Annotated in this window: 14 protein-coding genes; 4 read left to right on the top strand and 10 right to left on the bottom strand. The window is 70.6% G+C overall.

Annotated elements, in window-relative coordinates; all coding sequences use genetic code 11:
* Positions 1-6: 6 nt before the first annotated feature.
* On the bottom strand, positions 7-1,128 hold the full coding sequence (locus OG715_RS14105) for a hypothetical protein (protein WP_266269066.1): 1,122 nt from the start codon (positions 1,126-1,128) through the stop codon (positions 7-9).
* A 350-nt stretch (positions 1,129-1,478) separates the two neighbouring features.
* On the opposite strand from OG715_RS14105, the gene OG715_RS14100 reads away from it, so the two are divergent.
* On the top strand, positions 1,479-1,694 hold the full coding sequence (locus tag OG715_RS14100) for a hypothetical protein (RefSeq protein WP_266269065.1): 216 nt from the start codon (positions 1,479-1,481) through the stop codon (positions 1,692-1,694).
* Positions 1,695-2,146: 452 nt separating this feature from the next.
* Positions 2,147-3,631 (top strand): restriction endonuclease, encoded by a 1,485-nt coding sequence (locus OG715_RS14095; protein WP_266269064.1) that lies wholly within the window; start codon positions 2,147-2,149, stop codon positions 3,629-3,631.
* Between the two features lie 104 nt (positions 3,632-3,735).
* Here OG715_RS14095 and OG715_RS14090 read toward each other — a convergent pair whose 3' ends face one another.
* From OG715_RS14090 to OG715_RS14075, 4 genes are all read right to left on the bottom strand, one after another.
* Entirely contained in the window at positions 3,736-4,263 is a 528-nt protein-coding gene (locus tag OG715_RS14090; protein ID WP_266269062.1) for a hypothetical protein, read from the bottom strand.
* Positions 4,264-4,342: 79 nt separating this feature from the next.
* Positions 4,343-4,675 (bottom strand): hypothetical protein, encoded by a 333-nt coding sequence (locus tag OG715_RS14085; protein WP_266269061.1) that lies wholly within the window; start codon positions 4,673-4,675, stop codon positions 4,343-4,345.
* 120 nt (positions 4,676-4,795) lie between these two features.
* The gene (locus OG715_RS14080; protein WP_266269059.1) at positions 4,796-6,301 is read right to left on the bottom strand and encodes an ATP-binding protein; all 1,506 of its coding nucleotides are present in this window, start codon (positions 6,299-6,301) and stop codon (positions 4,796-4,798) included.
* A 17-nt stretch (positions 6,302-6,318) separates the two neighbouring features.
* Positions 6,319-6,768 (bottom strand): DUF6238 family protein, encoded by a 450-nt coding sequence (locus OG715_RS14075; protein ID WP_266269058.1) that lies wholly within the window; start codon positions 6,766-6,768, stop codon positions 6,319-6,321.
* Positions 6,769-7,037: 269 nt separating this feature from the next.
* Between OG715_RS14075 and OG715_RS14070 the strand changes: the two genes are divergently transcribed.
* Positions 7,038-8,228 carry an IS110 family RNA-guided transposase gene (locus tag OG715_RS14070; RefSeq protein WP_266269057.1) on the top strand — a complete coding sequence of 397 codons (1,191 nt, stop codon included), beginning with the start codon at positions 7,038-7,040 and terminating at the stop codon, positions 8,226-8,228.
* Between the two features lie 8 nt (positions 8,229-8,236).
* Here OG715_RS14070 and OG715_RS14065 read toward each other — a convergent pair whose 3' ends face one another.
* From OG715_RS14065 to OG715_RS14045, 5 genes are all read right to left on the bottom strand, one after another.
* Entirely contained in the window at positions 8,237-9,706 is a 1,470-nt protein-coding gene (locus tag OG715_RS14065; RefSeq protein WP_266269056.1) for a PrgI family protein, read from the bottom strand.
* 147 nt (positions 9,707-9,853) lie between these two features.
* The gene (locus OG715_RS14060; protein WP_438268099.1) at positions 9,854-11,338 is read right to left on the bottom strand and encodes an SCO6881 family protein; all 1,485 of its coding nucleotides are present in this window, start codon (positions 11,336-11,338) and stop codon (positions 9,854-9,856) included.
* A 22-nt stretch (positions 11,339-11,360) separates the two neighbouring features.
* Entirely contained in the window at positions 11,361-12,062 is a 702-nt protein-coding gene (locus OG715_RS14055; RefSeq protein ID WP_266269054.1) for a hypothetical protein, read from the bottom strand.
* Positions 12,063-12,064: 2 nt separating this feature from the next.
* Complete coding sequence (locus OG715_RS14050; RefSeq protein WP_035800273.1) at positions 12,065-12,376, bottom strand: DUF6112 family protein; 312 nt, start codon at positions 12,374-12,376, stop codon at positions 12,065-12,067.
* A gap of 72 nt (positions 12,377-12,448) precedes the next feature.
* Positions 12,449-13,615: a C40 family peptidase gene (locus tag OG715_RS14045; RefSeq protein ID WP_266269053.1), complete on the bottom strand. Its 1,167-nt coding sequence runs from the start codon at positions 13,613-13,615 to the stop codon at positions 12,449-12,451.
* A 565-nt stretch (positions 13,616-14,180) separates the two neighbouring features.
* On the opposite strand from OG715_RS14045, the gene OG715_RS14040 reads away from it, so the two are divergent.
* The gene (locus OG715_RS14040; protein ID WP_266269052.1) at positions 14,181-14,930 is read left to right on the top strand and encodes a DNA-methyltransferase; all 750 of its coding nucleotides are present in this window, start codon (positions 14,181-14,183) and stop codon (positions 14,928-14,930) included.
* The last annotated feature ends 43 nt before the right edge of the window (positions 14,931-14,973 follow it).

Below are 14,973 nucleotides of genomic sequence, written 5' to 3'. Positions count from 1 at the left end.
TGGTGGTCAGCGGCGGGGCCCGGCCGGGCGCACAGCGGCGGCAGCCGCAGCCAGGGCGGGCTCGGCGGGGTGGCCCGTGAGGGTGCGGGTTGCCGTCGGGGAGGCGGCGAGGGCGGCGGCAACCCTGGCCTCGTCGGAGGCCGTCGCGCAGACGGGCGGGGGTGCCGACCGGGAGCGGCCGGGATGCGGGGCGTGCCGGTCGGCGAGGTCGCCGCGCATCGCTCGGACCTCCCGCACGTAGCCCCCGACGTGCTCGGAGATGTAGCGCAGGCGCGCGGCGTAGTGCGGATCAGCGGCGCCGCCGAGGCCCTCCCACCACTCGGCGGTCTGGTCGAGGACACCGATCACCTGGTCGAGGACGCCGTCGCCGGGGGCGGTCAGCTCGCTGAGCGCCTCGACGACCTCCCGCGTGTGGCCGGCCTCGGCGATCGCCCGGCCGACCGAGGGCAGCGAGACCCCAGGCTGGTTGCGCGGGGCTGCGGTGGGTCGCGGATCCACAGGGCGCAAATCAGCGGGGAAGGCGTAGCCGTACCCCTCGTCGCGCAGGAGGTCGAGAGCCCGGCCGAGCGCTGCCTGCCGTTCGCCGGGATCAGCCATGCCAGCGGGCAGCCGGTGGTAGCTGTCGTGGAAGCGGACGACGGGGACGAAGCCAGCCCGGTGCAGTAGCGACTCGGCGCGCTGCTGCAGCGCCGCCGCCTGCTCCCGTGTCGCGACGCCCAACTCGTCGAGGCGGGCGTCGACCCCGGCCAGCAGGTGCGGAACGCTCCCCGCGTTGAACTGCGCCGGGCCGCCGGCCTGGCTGTCGTAGACGATCTCGAACAGGTCGGGGTCGTCGGGGTTCGAGCGCGTCACCAGCCAGCCCGGAGGAGTGTCGTCTGGGTAGTCGGACTGCTCCGGGGAGATCGTCAGATGGCTGCTGTCGGGAAGTTCCGCGTTGACGATGTAGTCGTCGAGGCCGAAGTCCACGGTGCAGTTGAGTCCCCGCTGTTCGAGCGGGACGGTGATCTCGGCGTAGCGCTGGCGGTTGGCAGTGTCTCCGGGCTTGTCCGAGGTGAAGGGCCCGAAGACGCGGGCGTTGATGCCTCCGCCCTTGTCGCTGAACAGCACGGTTACGCAGTCGGGATCCACGGGCTCTCCTTCGAGAGGGCGGCCTGGCGGAGCGCCGGGGCCGGCGGGCGGTGAGGGGGCGAGGACGAGGATGCGGAGATCCGCCGGTTTGGCGGGGCCGTGATCCGGTGCTAGCGCCGGTCAGGGCGAACGGCGGCGTCCGGGCGAGGCCGCAGCGATCGGCGGCTGGCTCCGGGGTGTCCTCTGACAGGTGATCTTGACCGATTGCCAAGAGATCTTGACGGCCCGCAGGTCTCTGTCACTTGATCTTGACTGGAGCCTGATCGCTGCCGCGCCACCCGAGGCGGCCCATACCAAGAGGGCCGGAAACCTGTCGCAACCGCACCGCGTCCTCGGGAATGCTCGGCCCCATGCGCATCAATTTCGATGGAGTCACTCCAGTGCCGCGGCTGCTGCTCCTTAGCGAGTTCCAGCTTCACTGCGACTTCCATGTCGACCTGGACAAGCCGGTGTTCGTCGCGGCGGGCGACCGGGTCTCGTACGAAGACGGCGCCGTCGTGGTGACTCGCCCGACCGGCGAGCGACACAGGCACTCGACCCGCAACAGCTACTGGATCTGCCGCTGACAGGCCGACGGTCAAGATCGGTTGGCAACCGGTCAAGATCACTCGTCAGAGGACGGCAGGGGCCGGTCCGGTCCTACCAGGCTGGCTGATCATGAACGCCGAACACCCCGCCGCCCGTTGTACCGCCCGTTCTCCGAGCCCGCCACCGACACTCCCGTCCAGGTGGACTACCGGGCCCGGCTGCTCCCGGTTGAGCGGGCCGGCCTCTTCCGCGAGCCGGCCGACGGAGGCCCCCGTTCCCGCGCCGGGCGGGTGCCGCTGACTGGAGCAGGGCGCGCTCGCCGATGTCAGCGACCGCTGGGGGTACTGACACTCAATCAGCTCCTTGAATCCGAGTCTCTGGGGTGCACATCTCCCCATTAGGATTCCGTCATCACCGAATCCCAGGGGGGACCTTGTCCAGTGCCAGCGATCGACCCGAAGACCCGGCTGTGCACGGCACGGATCGGACCTTGGCATTCGAGTCGGTCATAGGACAGGTCATCCACGGTTGGAGCCCGAATAGGAGCGCACTGGGGACCTGCAAGGCCAGTGACCCCGGGGCTGTTCGCCTCATCTGGCTTCGGCACATCGGACGCGACGGATCAATCGCTGAACGGGATGAGGATTCCGACTGGCGAAGCGATGTTCCGGATCGATCGCGTCTTCAGGCCGGCGACATTGTGCTGTCCCGCATCGTCTCCGGTCGTCCTAAGGCGGCAGGTGTTCAGGAGGCCGACCTTCCTGCGGCTGCCATGGGCGGCACCGTAGTCCTGCGCCCTGTGAGCCCCCTGGCACCGGAACATGAGCGCCTGATCCTGGCGTTTCTCCGTTCTGACGCCGTCGGTTCGTTGGTCTCTGGAGAGGTTATTCCGCGCATCCAGTTGACGGCCTTGAAGGCGTTGGGACTACCTCGGAACGATGAAGCACTGTCCGCAGCCTTGGGCGACCTCGCCGCCGCCGGGCGGCGGCTGGGAGCCTGGAGCACCGACGCGGTGGCGCTGGCCGATACGGTCTTTGACAGGGGAACAGACCTTACGGAGGCCAGGCGGGCGATCCTTGCTGCGGGGCAGGTCACCCGCCTGAGGGCTGAGGCGGCTGCAGAGCTGGACGCCCCGGACTACATCGCGCGGACCCGGCTCCCGTATCCCGTTGCTTTGCGTTGGCGGGAGGCCGAGGTGCGAATGAGTGCTGGCGATCGGAGGATCGCCTACACGGCCACCCTTGGTGCGGCAGAGTCACTGCTGGCTTACACCGCCCTTGTCGCGGCTGCACTTGCCAGGGAAGCCAAAATCGACCTGACCTCCGTCGCGGACGTCCAGCGCAAGCTGGCGAATGCCCCCGGAGGGCCGGGATTCGGTGATTGGGCCAGCATCCTGACAGAGGTGGGGGGAAAGAAGTGCCGCAGCTTGCGGCTCGACCATCCGCTTCACGAACTGGGGGCGCTCCTCAAGGACGAAGCGGCCGACAAGGCGCGAATCCGCCTCGCCGGCCGACGGAACGACTATGCCCATGACCGGCAGCCGACCGATGTCGAGCTCCCGGCCGCACTGGACGAGGTGTACGAGGACCTGTCCACCCTGCGCACCCGTGCTCTCTTCCTCGCTGACCTTCCCTTGATCCACGTGACGGGCGTGGCCTGGGATGACTTCCGAGGGGAGGAGACGATCAGCTTCCGGCGCCTCATGGGTGATCACAGCGTGGTCCCGACCTCTACCATGCCGTACAAGGGCGACAGGGTGGAGACGGGAAGCCTTTACCTGGCGGACCGGGACCATCGGCTGTACCGGCTCAGGCCCTTCCTGACCTGTGAGTTGTGCGAAAAGTGCCACACCTGGTCGGTCTTCCACGCCGACAAGATCAAGGCCGTGGGGCTGGTGCAGAAGAGCCTCGAACATGGTCATCACTACCCCTACCGCGGTGACACCCAGGTTCTCCAAGCAGCTGGCCTGTTGTAGTCGCGGGTGCGGCACGGCCGCGACGAGTACAGGCGCACCGTCTAGACCTGACTCTCGGCCTCCCCATCGGTCAAACTCACCTGGCAAAGGGTCAAGATCGCTTGTCAGAGGACACGGGGCACCGGGTCCGGCCCCCGCACGCCCTCCCGGGCGGCGGCCGGAGCCACTGAGGTGGGAGCGGGCCGAGGCGGACGCGAGGGGGACCGGCTGACAGCGGCGGCCAGCCGGTTGCTCCGGGAGGCAAGTTCACGGCCGAGGCTGTCGTTGACGAGGTGCAGCTCCTCGCCGAGGTCGGCGACTCGGTCCGCCAGGGTCTCCAACTCGGCCCCGTACTGACGCGCGGCGTGGTCCCGGCACCAGTCCGCGGCGGCGCTGAGCAGCTCGTGGAGCTGGTTGACCGCGCCGAAGCTGCTGCTGACGAGTTCGCCGAACAGGCTCGGGAACTCCGCCTCGTCGGCGGCAGCCAGACGGCGGGTGGCGCGGTCGAGGCTCTCCGGCGAAGACGCCTGCACCCGGGAAGAGGACGGGCGGTAGAGCGGCGAAGCGTTGTCGGGGAGATGGGCCGGATCGCTCGCCAGCTCGCCGGGCCTGCGACGGCTCCCCTCGTACACCCAGTAGCTCAGGTTGCTCATGGTGGTGAAGTCCCTGCCCAAGTCGGTTGGCGGTTGGAATCGTTGCCTGCGGGGCCGTGGCCGCGAAGGACGCGAACGGTCAGCGGGTGCGGCGCACTGTTGGTGCGGTGGCCGGGGCGGCGGTGGCCGCCTCGGCCACCGCACCGTGGCGTCCGCCGGTGCTGCGGGCGAGGGCGACGGTGGTCCGCTGCCGGTCGGCCCCGGCCGGGATGTCCGGCAGGGCTTTTCCCTCCCGGCTGAACTCCATCTCGACGTAGCCCAGAGGCACGGGGCGAGTGAGCCGTTCCTCCGGAGCAGGGCGGAAGACACCGGTGGTGTGCAACCACCCGTTCCTGTCCGAGCCCTCCTCGGTGAGGATCAGATCCCAGTTGGCGTCGTGGCCGCTGCCCCTGGCGATGCGTTGGGCGGCCATCAGGGACTCGAAGGCGGTGAAGTCCTCCTCCGTCAGCTCGGAGTGGTCGGTATAGACGATGCGCGGGCGTCCGGCGTGTGATACTGATCCTCAACTCGGTTTATTTGATTGGTAGTTCGCCTAGGCGGCCATGCGGAAGTCGGTGTCGTAGAGACGGCGCTCGCGCTGGTGGAGGAGGTGCTGCACGATGAAGCTGAGGCCCGCCACCTTCCACAGGCCACGCCCGCGGGGCAGAGCGGCGATGGCCTGGGCTTCGACGCCGGTGAGGCCGAGCAGGACCATGGACGCCGCGATCTGGTCCGGCTCCTGCCGGTAGATGATCCGGGTGCTGCAGTCCGCGAGGAGGCCCTCAGCCAGGACCCGGCCGCGCGATCCCGCGTCACCCGCGGACAGCAGATCGGAAAGCCGGTGCAGGATCAGCAGGTTGGCGATGCCCAAGCCGCGGCTGAGCTTCCACTGCTGCTGCATGCGCTCCAAGAGACCGACATGCCGCATGATCCGCCACGCCTCGTCGTAGATCACCCAGCGCCTCCCGCCGTCGGGGTCGGCGAGTGCGGACTCCATCCACGCGCTCGCGCACGTCATGGCCAACACCAAGGCCGTGTCGTCGCCGCTGGAGCCCAGGCGTGACAGGTCGATCGACAGCATCGGCGCGTCCGGGTCGAAGCTGACGGTCGACGGCGCGTCGAACATGCCGCTGAGGTCACCGTGGACGAGGCGGCGCAGGGCGTGCGCCAGGTCGTCGACAGACCGGCCGAGACCGCCGGCCTCGTCGCCGAGGGCGGCGTCCAGGTGCTCGGGGCGGCCGAGGGCGTGGGCGATATCACCCAGCAGCGGCACGGTGCCCGCCGCCTCGGCCTCGGCGACGACCAGGTCGAGCGCGACATCGAGACCGGTGTGCTCCATCGGCAGCAGATCGCGCTTGAGCACAGTGGCCGCGAGGCTCGCCAGCAGCAGGAGGCGCCGCTTACGGACCTCACTGGTCCAGTCCTCCTCGCTCACCCCGGCAGGCCGCGCCGGTGCGTCCAGCGGGTTCAACTTCCCGGGCAGGCCGGGGCCGAGCGCGATGGTCTGGCCGCCGAGGGCCTCGGCGAGAGCAGACCACTCACCCTTCGGGTCGGACGGAATGTAGATCTTGTACCCGTGGGCGATGGCCCGGGTGGCGATCGACTTGGCCAGCGCCGACTTGCCCATTCCGATCACCCCGCACAAAACCGCATTCGGGTTCGTGAAGCCCTCTATTCGGCCGGAGTTGTACAGCGCGAACGGGTCGTAGCAGAAGCTGCCTTCGGCGTGGAGGTCCCGGCCGATGAAGATCCCCTCGGAGCCGAGTCCGGCCTCGGCGAGGAACGGATACGCGCCGCCCGCGACGGCGGTGGTCATCCGGTGCTTGGGCAGGCGGAGCTTTCCGCCGCGTGCCGAGGCGCGTCCGGGCCGGCCGGAGGCGGGGTAGGTGGCTCGCAGTTCGGGGTCGACGCCCTCGAACTCCTTTCGCTCCGAGGGGGCTTCGGCGCGGCGGGCCTTGGTGCGGGCCTCGGCGAACTCGGCCCGTGCGGCGCGCTGTTGGGCGCGGGAGGTCTTGCGGGGGACGAACAGGGGGCTGGCGGTGGCGCGGTTCCTGGGCATGATCACGGATTCCGGGGTCAGTGGCGGACGAGGCCGGTGAACGGCGAGTGCAGATCGGCGGGGGTGGTGCGGCGCCGGACCAGCTGGGCGGCCTCCTGGTGGCGGCGGCAGATGCTCAGCTCCGGGGCGCCTTCGGGTCGGCGGGCCCGGCAGGCTTCGGCGTCGGGGACCTCGCCGCTGCCCGGCCGGGGAGCGGAGTGGTAGGCGGCGTGGAGGTGCTCGGCGGCCTGCCACAGGCGGGTGCGGGTGGCCTTGAGGTGGTCGCCCTCGACCGGCAGCAGCGGGGAAACGCGCTGGGCATGCGCGTCGAGGAGGCCGTGCAGCGCGACCAGGTGCTCGTGGAGGGAGTCCAGCTCGGCCCGTGAAGCGACGAGCGGGCCTGCGGGGATGTTCAGGGCGCGGTGGAAGTCGATCGCGGCGGTCGCGTACGGGATGAAGTCCTGCGCGGTGGCGGTGGTGGCCGGCATCGGGGTGCTCTTTCGGCGAAGGGGGTGGCCGGCATCAGGCGGCCCTACGTTGTTGATGGGTCGGTCGGGCCAGTCGTAAGGTCCAGATCACCCGGGGGTGCTGGGTGTGGCTTTCAGGCGGCTGCCGTTCGTGGCTCACCTCGCTTCGCCGCCCGGCACCCCACGACGACTCGGCCGCTGATTAGGAAGTGCGACGAAGATCGCTGAGTAGGGCAATGCCGGCGAGGTCGTCCGTGGTACGTACGGCAACGACGAGCTCCAGGAGCGCGATGAACCGGATATGGGCGGGGATCGACAGCGGCAAGAGCCACCACCACTGCGTCGTCCTCGACGTCGAGGGCAGGAAGCTGCTGTCCCGGCGGGTGGCCAACGACGAGCCGGAACTGCTCCAACTGCTGGGCGATGTGCTCGCGCTGGGCGAGGAGGTCACCTGGGCGGTGGACATGGCCGACGGCGGCGCCGCACTGCTGATCACGCTGCTGGTCGACCACGACCAGCCCCTGCTCTACATCCCCGGCCGGGCGGTCAACCGGGCCACCGACGGCTACCGCGGTGAGGGCAAGACCGACGCCCGCGACGCGCTGGTCATCGCGGACCAGGCCCGAGTGCGCCGCGACCTGCGACCGATGCGCCCGAGCGACGAGGCGACCATCGAACTCAAGCTGTTCACCGCCCGCCGCACCGACCTCGCGTGCGACCGAACCCGGGCGATCAACCGCCTGCGCGGCACTCTGACCAGCATGTTCCCGGCGCTGGAGCGCGCGTTGGACCTGACGACAAAGGGCCCGCTGATCTTGCTGACCGGCTACCAGAGCCCGGCGGCCATCCGCCGGGCCGGCGCCGGCCGCCTGGAGAGGTGGCTGCATAACCGCAAGGTCCGCAGCGCCTCCGCGCTCGCCGCCACCGCCTACGAGGCGGCGGAGCGTCAGCACACCTCCGTTCCAGGGGAGAAGACCATCGCCCAGATGGTGCGGACCCTGGCCGAGGAGGTGATGATCCTCAACGAGAAGGTCGCGGAGATCGACAAGCTCATCGAGGGTCGGTTTCGCGAGCACGAACTCGCCGAGGTGATCGCCAGCATGCCCGGCATCGGGCCCGTGCTCGGCGCCGAGTTCCTCGCTGCGATCGGCAGCGACATCACGTCCTTCGCCACCCCGGACCGCTTGGCGTCCTTCGCCGGCCTGGCCCCGGCCCCGCGCGACTCCGGACGGATCAGCGGAAACCTGCACCGTCCTCAGCAGTACCACCGCGGGCTCCAACGTGTTTTCTACACCTCGGCGTTGATCAGCATCCGCTTCAATCCGGACTCCCGGCGTTTCTACGACCGCAAGCGCGCCGAGGGCAAGCGACACACCCAAGCGGTCCTCGCCCTGGCCCGTCGGCGCGTCAACGTCATGTGGGCGCTCATCCGTGACGGTCGGTGTTTCCAACCTGCACCTCCAGTGACGTCAGCGGCTTGACAACTTGATTAGGAAGCGAGGGCGAACGGCAGGGCGGATGCGGTGAACGCCTCGGCCTGCTGCCAGGTAAGGGGGCGCAGGTCGAGCTGGGCACCGACGGCGGCCGTCTCGACCACCGCGCACGCGGAGCGCAACTGCTCCTCGGTGTCGGCCGAGACGGTCAGCAGGCCGGTCAGGGCGACGTCGGCGTGGCCGGCGATCAGCTGCCGCTCGCGGGCCTGGATGTCCTGGTACTCGACCGAGTCGGCCTCGGAGGCGACCTGGCCCTTGCGGGCGCGCTCGGCCGAGTCGGCGATCACGCTGGCCTTCTTGCGCTGGACGTCGCGCATCGCGGCATCCAGGTCCTTCGGCTCGTAGGCGAGGGAGACGGTGCGGCGCACGCCGGGGGCGAACATCACCTGGTGCAGGAACCCGGGGCTGGTCTCGGTACGGGGCCAGTTCTCCACCCAGTAGGTGGTGTGGTGGGCGGAGTCGGTCGAGATGTGGTCGGCCTTCTCCACCACGACCACCGGACCGGCCGCTGCCGGATCGGCGGCCGGGCGGCCGTCCTCGGACCAGCGGTCCAGTGCCGCAAGGGCCTTGGGGTCGTAGGTGGTGCGGGCGACGGCGGCGATCTCGGTGGCGGACAGCCAGCCGTTCGGGTTGAGCCCGGCGGTCCGGGCGGACTGCTCGAACGCCGAGGTCAGCTGCGCGAGGACGCTGAAGCCTCCCGTCAGGCCGCCGCCGGCCTGGTTGATCAGCCGCCGGGCGGCCTTGAAGTCCAGCGCGATGGCGACGTAGGACTCGTGGGGGGCGGCGGCTGGGCCCGCGCCGCGGATCAGTTCGTCGTAGAGGGCGCCGGCCAGCGGGGCGTCGGGCTTGCCGTGCTCCTCCCAGTACCGGCGCAGGGCGTCGCCGGAGTCGGGGACAGTCCGCTCGATCACCTGGATGCGGGCGACGTGGCCGGTGCGGGCCAACGCGGCCAGAGAGCGGCCCCAGCCGTTGACGTTGGCGTTCTGGGTGCCGGGGTCGAGCAGGGCGTACGCGCGGCTGCTGACCTTCACGACGGCGGTGAGGCTACCGGCGTGCGGGTCGTGGACGGCGCCGTAGCGGCGGTCCGGGGCGGTGAGTACGCGCAGGCTGGCCGCGCTGCCGGGCAGGTGCAGCAGTCCTTCGCGTACCGGCCGTCGGGAGGGGCGGGCGAGCCAGATCAGCTGGCCCCGGAAGCGGCGGAGCGCGTACCGGACGGCGATCGGTGCCCAGTCGGCCAGGGTGCGGCCCCGGTAGCGGATGAGGACGAAGGCGGCGACACCGGCCCACAGGGGTATGAGCTGGAGCGCGCCGACGACTCCGCGCGTGACGAGGACGGCGAGCAGGAGCAGGCCGGTGGCCGAGACGGTGATCAGCTGCGAGGCGCTGAGGCCGAGAAGGATTCCACGGCGGCTGCGGTGCGGGAACTTGACCGACGCGGGAGCGTCGGGCTTCGGGATTGAGGACATCGAGGTTCCAGAGGGGGTGAGCGTGCGGGCGGCGGGCGGGGGCGCGGCGCTCTTCTGGACTTCATGGCCGGACTCCTTCAGCAGAGGGAAAGGGCGGTGGGGCCGGGGTGGGCCGCAGGACGCGGCCCACCCCGGGTGGTGGTCCGGTCAGGAGCCGGACGCGGGCGGCTGGTTCGGGTAGATGAACCTGACCGGGTCCGGCGCGGAGGTCCCGGTGGAAGGCGGTACGGCCGCCGACGGGCCTTCCGGAGCCGGAGCCGGAGCCGGAGCCGGAGCCGGAGCCGGGGCTGACGGCGAAGGCGTGGCTGGGGCCGAGGGTGCGGGCGAACCCGTGCCAGGCGGGGCGACGGTGCCGGCGGTGAAGAAGCCCCCGGTGCCCGGAGTGGCCGAGGCTGCCTGCTCTCCGCCGCCTTCGGCCTGCGGCTGTCCGCCGCCGCCCTCGGAGGACGGGCGGGTGACCAGGGCAGGGATGCCGGGCCGGGTGACCAGGGCCCGTCCGCGGTCGCCGGGCGCGCTCGGGTCCTCGCCGAAGCGGAAGGTTGTCGGCTGCTGGGCGGGGCCGGCGTCGATGCCTTCCTTGCTGATGCGCCCGGTCGGGTCGATGCCGCCGGCACCGCCCCCGTCCATGCCGGGGACCTGGCTCGGCCCCTGCGGCATGGGGGTGCCGGTGCCCATCTGCATCGCGAGGCTGCCTGCGGTCTTCGCCGCTCCTGCCGCGACGGCCATCCCGGCGACGCCGGTGCGGTGGAGGTCGTCGTGACCGCCGCCGTCGGTCGCCCAGTGGACGAACTTGTAGACGGCGTAGGGGCAGAGCAGCACCAGCACCATGATCACAATTCCGGCCATGGCGTCGGACAACGCGCCGAGGCCGTCCTTGGCGTCCGTCTTGCCGATTGCCGAGACGCCCACCAGGAAGACCACGGTCATCAGCAGTTTGCTGACCACCAGGGTGGCGGTCGCCTCGATCCAGCCGCGCCGCCAGCGCTTGGCCACCTCCCAGCCGCCGCCGGCCCCTGCGAACGCGGCGAGCGCAACGAGGACCAGGACGCCGACCTTGCGGGCGACCATGACGCCCCAGTACAGGAACGCCCCGATCGCGCAGCCGACCGCGACCAATGCTGGGATCGCCCAGCCGAGGGGGAACATCGCTCCCAGCTCTGACACCTTGACCAAGCGCCTGACCGCGTCGTCCACCGATGTGTTCGCGGCTTTGAACAGGCCGGCGGACAGGGCGTCCACCGTGGTGACGGCCACGGCGGTGAAGCTGATCGCGCAGAAGGAGAAGAGGACGCCGGTCATGGTGCCCCAGGCGGCCTGGGCGAGGGCGCGTTCGTCCCGGCGCCAGGCGGCGAGGATGAGCTGGGCGCAGAACGTGCCCACCGTGAGGATCAGCCCGATCGGCAGGATGAGCTGGTAGTTGTCCCTGAACCACGGGGCGCTCAGGTCGATGGCGGTGGTCTGGTCGACCGCGCGAGCGGCGAGGTCGGTGGCGCTGGCCGCCAGCTCGCCCATGCTCTTGGCGATCCACGCGCCGATGCCGTCGGTGATGGACTTGCCGGGGTTGGAGACGAAGCTGACCGCGTCGACCACGGTGCAGACTTGGCTCATCAGGGGTATGTCGCAGACGCCCACGAAGGGCACCTCCTTCGTGGTGTCAGGGCGCGACGGACGGCATTACGCCGACCAGAGCGCAGGGACGGTCGGGGCGGCACTGCACCGCGAGGGTGGCCGAGCGGTCCTCGGCGCCGCCCTGGGGCGAGCCGTTCCAGGCGATCGACTGCTTGCCGGAGACGGTGACGGCGTAGACGTACGCCTGGGTGATCGCCCCCGGATCGGCCTGCAGCGCACGGGTGAAGGACTCCGGGAAGTGCGCCTCGGCCGCGGTCGCGGTGGCGAACTGGCCGGAGTCGGCCATCCGCCCCCACAGCATCGGCGAGGGCACCTGGCGCTCGACCGAGTCGGCGTCGACGTACTGCCCCTCGGCCGTCAGCCACCGGTGGAGCGCGGCCACCAGCTCGGGCTGGGAGTAGACCCGGGTGTCGTACGACCACAGGGCCACCGCCGCCGCCTTCCCGAATGCGATCGGGTCACGGGTATCCGGCGGCGAGGGCAGAGCTGCCGACCGTCCGCTCGGCAGAGCCGACGGCGAAGCCGGGGCGGAGGCCGTAGCGGGCGAAGTCGGCTGTACGGAAGAGTGGTTGGACGGTGCCCGGTTGTCGCGGGTGAGGTAGGAGAACAGGCCGGTCAGCGCGACGAGCGCCACCAGGACCACGGTGCCCAGCAGCGCCCGGCGGCGCACGAGGGCGCCGCCGGATATCCCGCTGCGGGAAGCAGAGGAGGGGAATCGTTTCTGCATGATCACTTGACCTGGCTGCCGAGCGCGCTGAAGAAGGCCACGACGCCGTTGGCCGCGCCCAGCAGCAGCGCGGCACCCGCACTGACGAGTACGCCCTTCTTGCCGTTGGCCTCGGCCTGGTGGCCGCCCGAGTGGTGGCCCCAGGCCCACACACCCGCGCTGACCGCGAGCGCGCCGACCACCGCGATGATGCCGAACAGGTTCAGCGAGCCCATCACCTGCTTGAGTACCGAGAGGCCGGGCAGGCCGCCCTCGTTGGGCTGGATGCCCGGGTCGTAGGCGAGCTGGGTGACCGCATCGGCGAGGTAGGACATGAGAACTCCAGGGGAATGCGGGCACGCGAAGGTGCACCGAAGAGAAAGGGGAAGAAGGGGAGAAAGCGCCGGTCAGAGGACTCGGCGGGCAGCGAGGATGTCCGGCTGCCAGGAGGCGAGGGTCGAGACCTTGACCACGTCACCGGTCTTGGGGGCGTGCACGACGAGCCCGCCGCCGATGAACATCCCGACGTGCTCGGGCCGCAGGGCGGTACCCCGGGTGAACAGCAGGTCGCCGGGCTTCAGGGCGCCGGCGGAGACGGCGGTGCCCTCGGTGACCTGCGTGTAGGTCGTCCGGGTCAAGGTGATCCCAGCGGCCTTGTAGGCCATCTGCATGAGCGAGGAGCAGTCGCACCGGCCCATCGGGTCGGTGCCGTGGGAGTCGGTGCACGAGCCGCCCCACTGGTAGGGCGTGCCGAGCTGGCCGAGCGCCCAACGGATCGCGGTCTGCACCTGGGGCGGTGCGTCGGCCGGGATCGCGTAGCCCTCGGGGAGGGTGCCGGGCGGGATCGTCCCGAAGCCGCTGCCGTCGCCACCCGCAGTCGAGCAACCGCCGCCCGCCGAAGGGGCGGTGGGAGACGGGGTGGCCGGAGACGGGCTCGCGGTCGGCGACGGTGACGGGTTCGAGCCGGTCCCGGGGTTGGCCAGCAGCGGTGCGATGGCCTGCTGCAACGCCGTCGCCAACGGCTCCCACTTGGCGTAAGCGTCCGGGTAGCCGCTTCGCTGTACCGCCTGGGCGGCCTGGGTGATCGTCATCGACTGCCAGCCGGAGACCTGCTGGAGACCCTCGTAGAACTTCGTCGAGGCGTACACCGGCTGCATGATCTGCTCCGGTGTGCCCCAGCCCTGCGACGATCGCTGCTGGAAGAGGCCCAGGCTGTCGCGGTCGCCGTAGTTGATGTTCCGCAGCCCGCTCTCCTGGAGCGCGGTCGCCAGCGCGACGACCTGCCCGCGGACGGGGATGTGCATCGCGATACCGGTGGCCTGGATGGCCTGGGCGTTGGGGATCTGCTCGGCCGGCTTGTCCAGCCCCGCGACGCCCGGAGCGCTGAGCGGGCTCGATCCGTTCAGGATCGCCTTCACCTGCTGAGCGACGGCGGCGGTATCCACAGGCTGTGAATCACTGCCAGGGACGCAGGTGGCGGAGGCGCTCCCGGCGGCGGCGACCACGATCGGCAGGGCCAGAACCAGCGGGCCGACCGCGACGAGGCTGAGGAAGCTGCCCGCAGTCTTCCTCATCGTCGCCGCCGCTCTGCGAAGCGGACGACGGCAGGAAGTGGTGGATCGAGGCAGGGCTGTGCCAGGGCATGCTGCATCGCAGCGGCTCCTCGGAGGTTCGTAGGAGACGCGGTGCCAGCCTCTCGTGCAAAGAAGTCGCCGGCACCGCGCCGGTGGTGAATCCGCCGCTCAGGGCGGGCCCGGGTCAGGGGAGTTGGTAGCTCCGGGACGCCGGTCTCGGGTCATGCGCGGCAGCCAGCCGCGCTCGTAATCTCAGCCGGAACACGAGGTCTCCTCGAAGAGTGCGAAGGGGAGCGCAGACCCGCAGGGTGCCCCGCTGGACGGGACAACACGGATCAACACGAGCCTTCCCGGGCCGAGTTGGCCTCCTGCCCGGTTGGCATGGCGAGACAGTAGACCCGAAGTCCGGCCGGACCAAACAGGGCCTTCACCAGCCACGACTCCCATCGCGCCGCCGTTAGGTCCGGCCGGGAATCGCGGCTACCGTCCCGCTCATCCCCGCTCCCGGCGGCAGCCGCCGGGCACCGCCGGGAGCGGGTCCACCCCTGCCCTGAGAGAGGCCCCCATGAGCAACTACACCCTCCACCGAGGCGACGCCCTGACCGTCCTCAAGTCCCTTCCCGACGAGTCGGTGAACGCCGTCATCACCGACCCGCCGTACAACTCGGGCGGGCGGACCTCCTCCGAGCGCACCAGCCGCGACGCCCGCGCCAAGTACGTGACCTCCAACTCCGCCCACGACCTCAAGACCTTCCCCGGCGAGAACCGCGACCAGCGCTCCTACCGCTCCTGGCTGACCGAGCTGCTGACCGAGGCGTACCGAGCGAGCACCGAGCACTCGGTCGCGATGGTCTTCGGCGACTGGCGCCAGGAACCCACCACGAGCGACGCGCTCCAGATGGCCGGGTGGACCTGGCAGGGCACCATCCCGTGGATCAAGCCCGCCAGCCGCCCGCGCAAGGGCGGCTTCAAGCAGTCCGCGGAGTTCATCACCTGGGGTGTCAAGGGCACGCTCGACAACAGCCGGGCGATCTACCTGCCCGGCCACTTCGTCGCCAGCCAGCCTCGCAAGGACCGGGTCCACATCACCCAGAAGCCGGTGGAGATTATGCAGCAGCTCGTCCAGATCTGCCCCGAGGGCGGCACCGTCCTCGACCCGTTCACCGGCAGCGGCTCAACCGGCGTCGCCGCCCTGCGTGAAGGCAGGAAGTTCCTGGGCGTCGAACTGTCGCCGCACTACGCCGAGGTAGCCGAGAAGCGCCTGCGAGCAGAGCTGACCCAGGACGACTTCGTCCTCGCCGGGCCGGAGGCGTGACGGTGAGAACCACGGGCAGCCGGCACCGCACGGGTCGCAGACG

This window comes from Kitasatospora purpeofusca, assembly GCF_036010405.1.
Lineage (GTDB): Bacteria > Actinomycetota > Actinomycetes > Streptomycetales > Streptomycetaceae > Kitasatospora > Kitasatospora purpeofusca.
The sequence above is the reverse complement of the archived record's forward strand: the minus strand, read 5'-3'. Positions and strand labels throughout refer to the sequence as shown.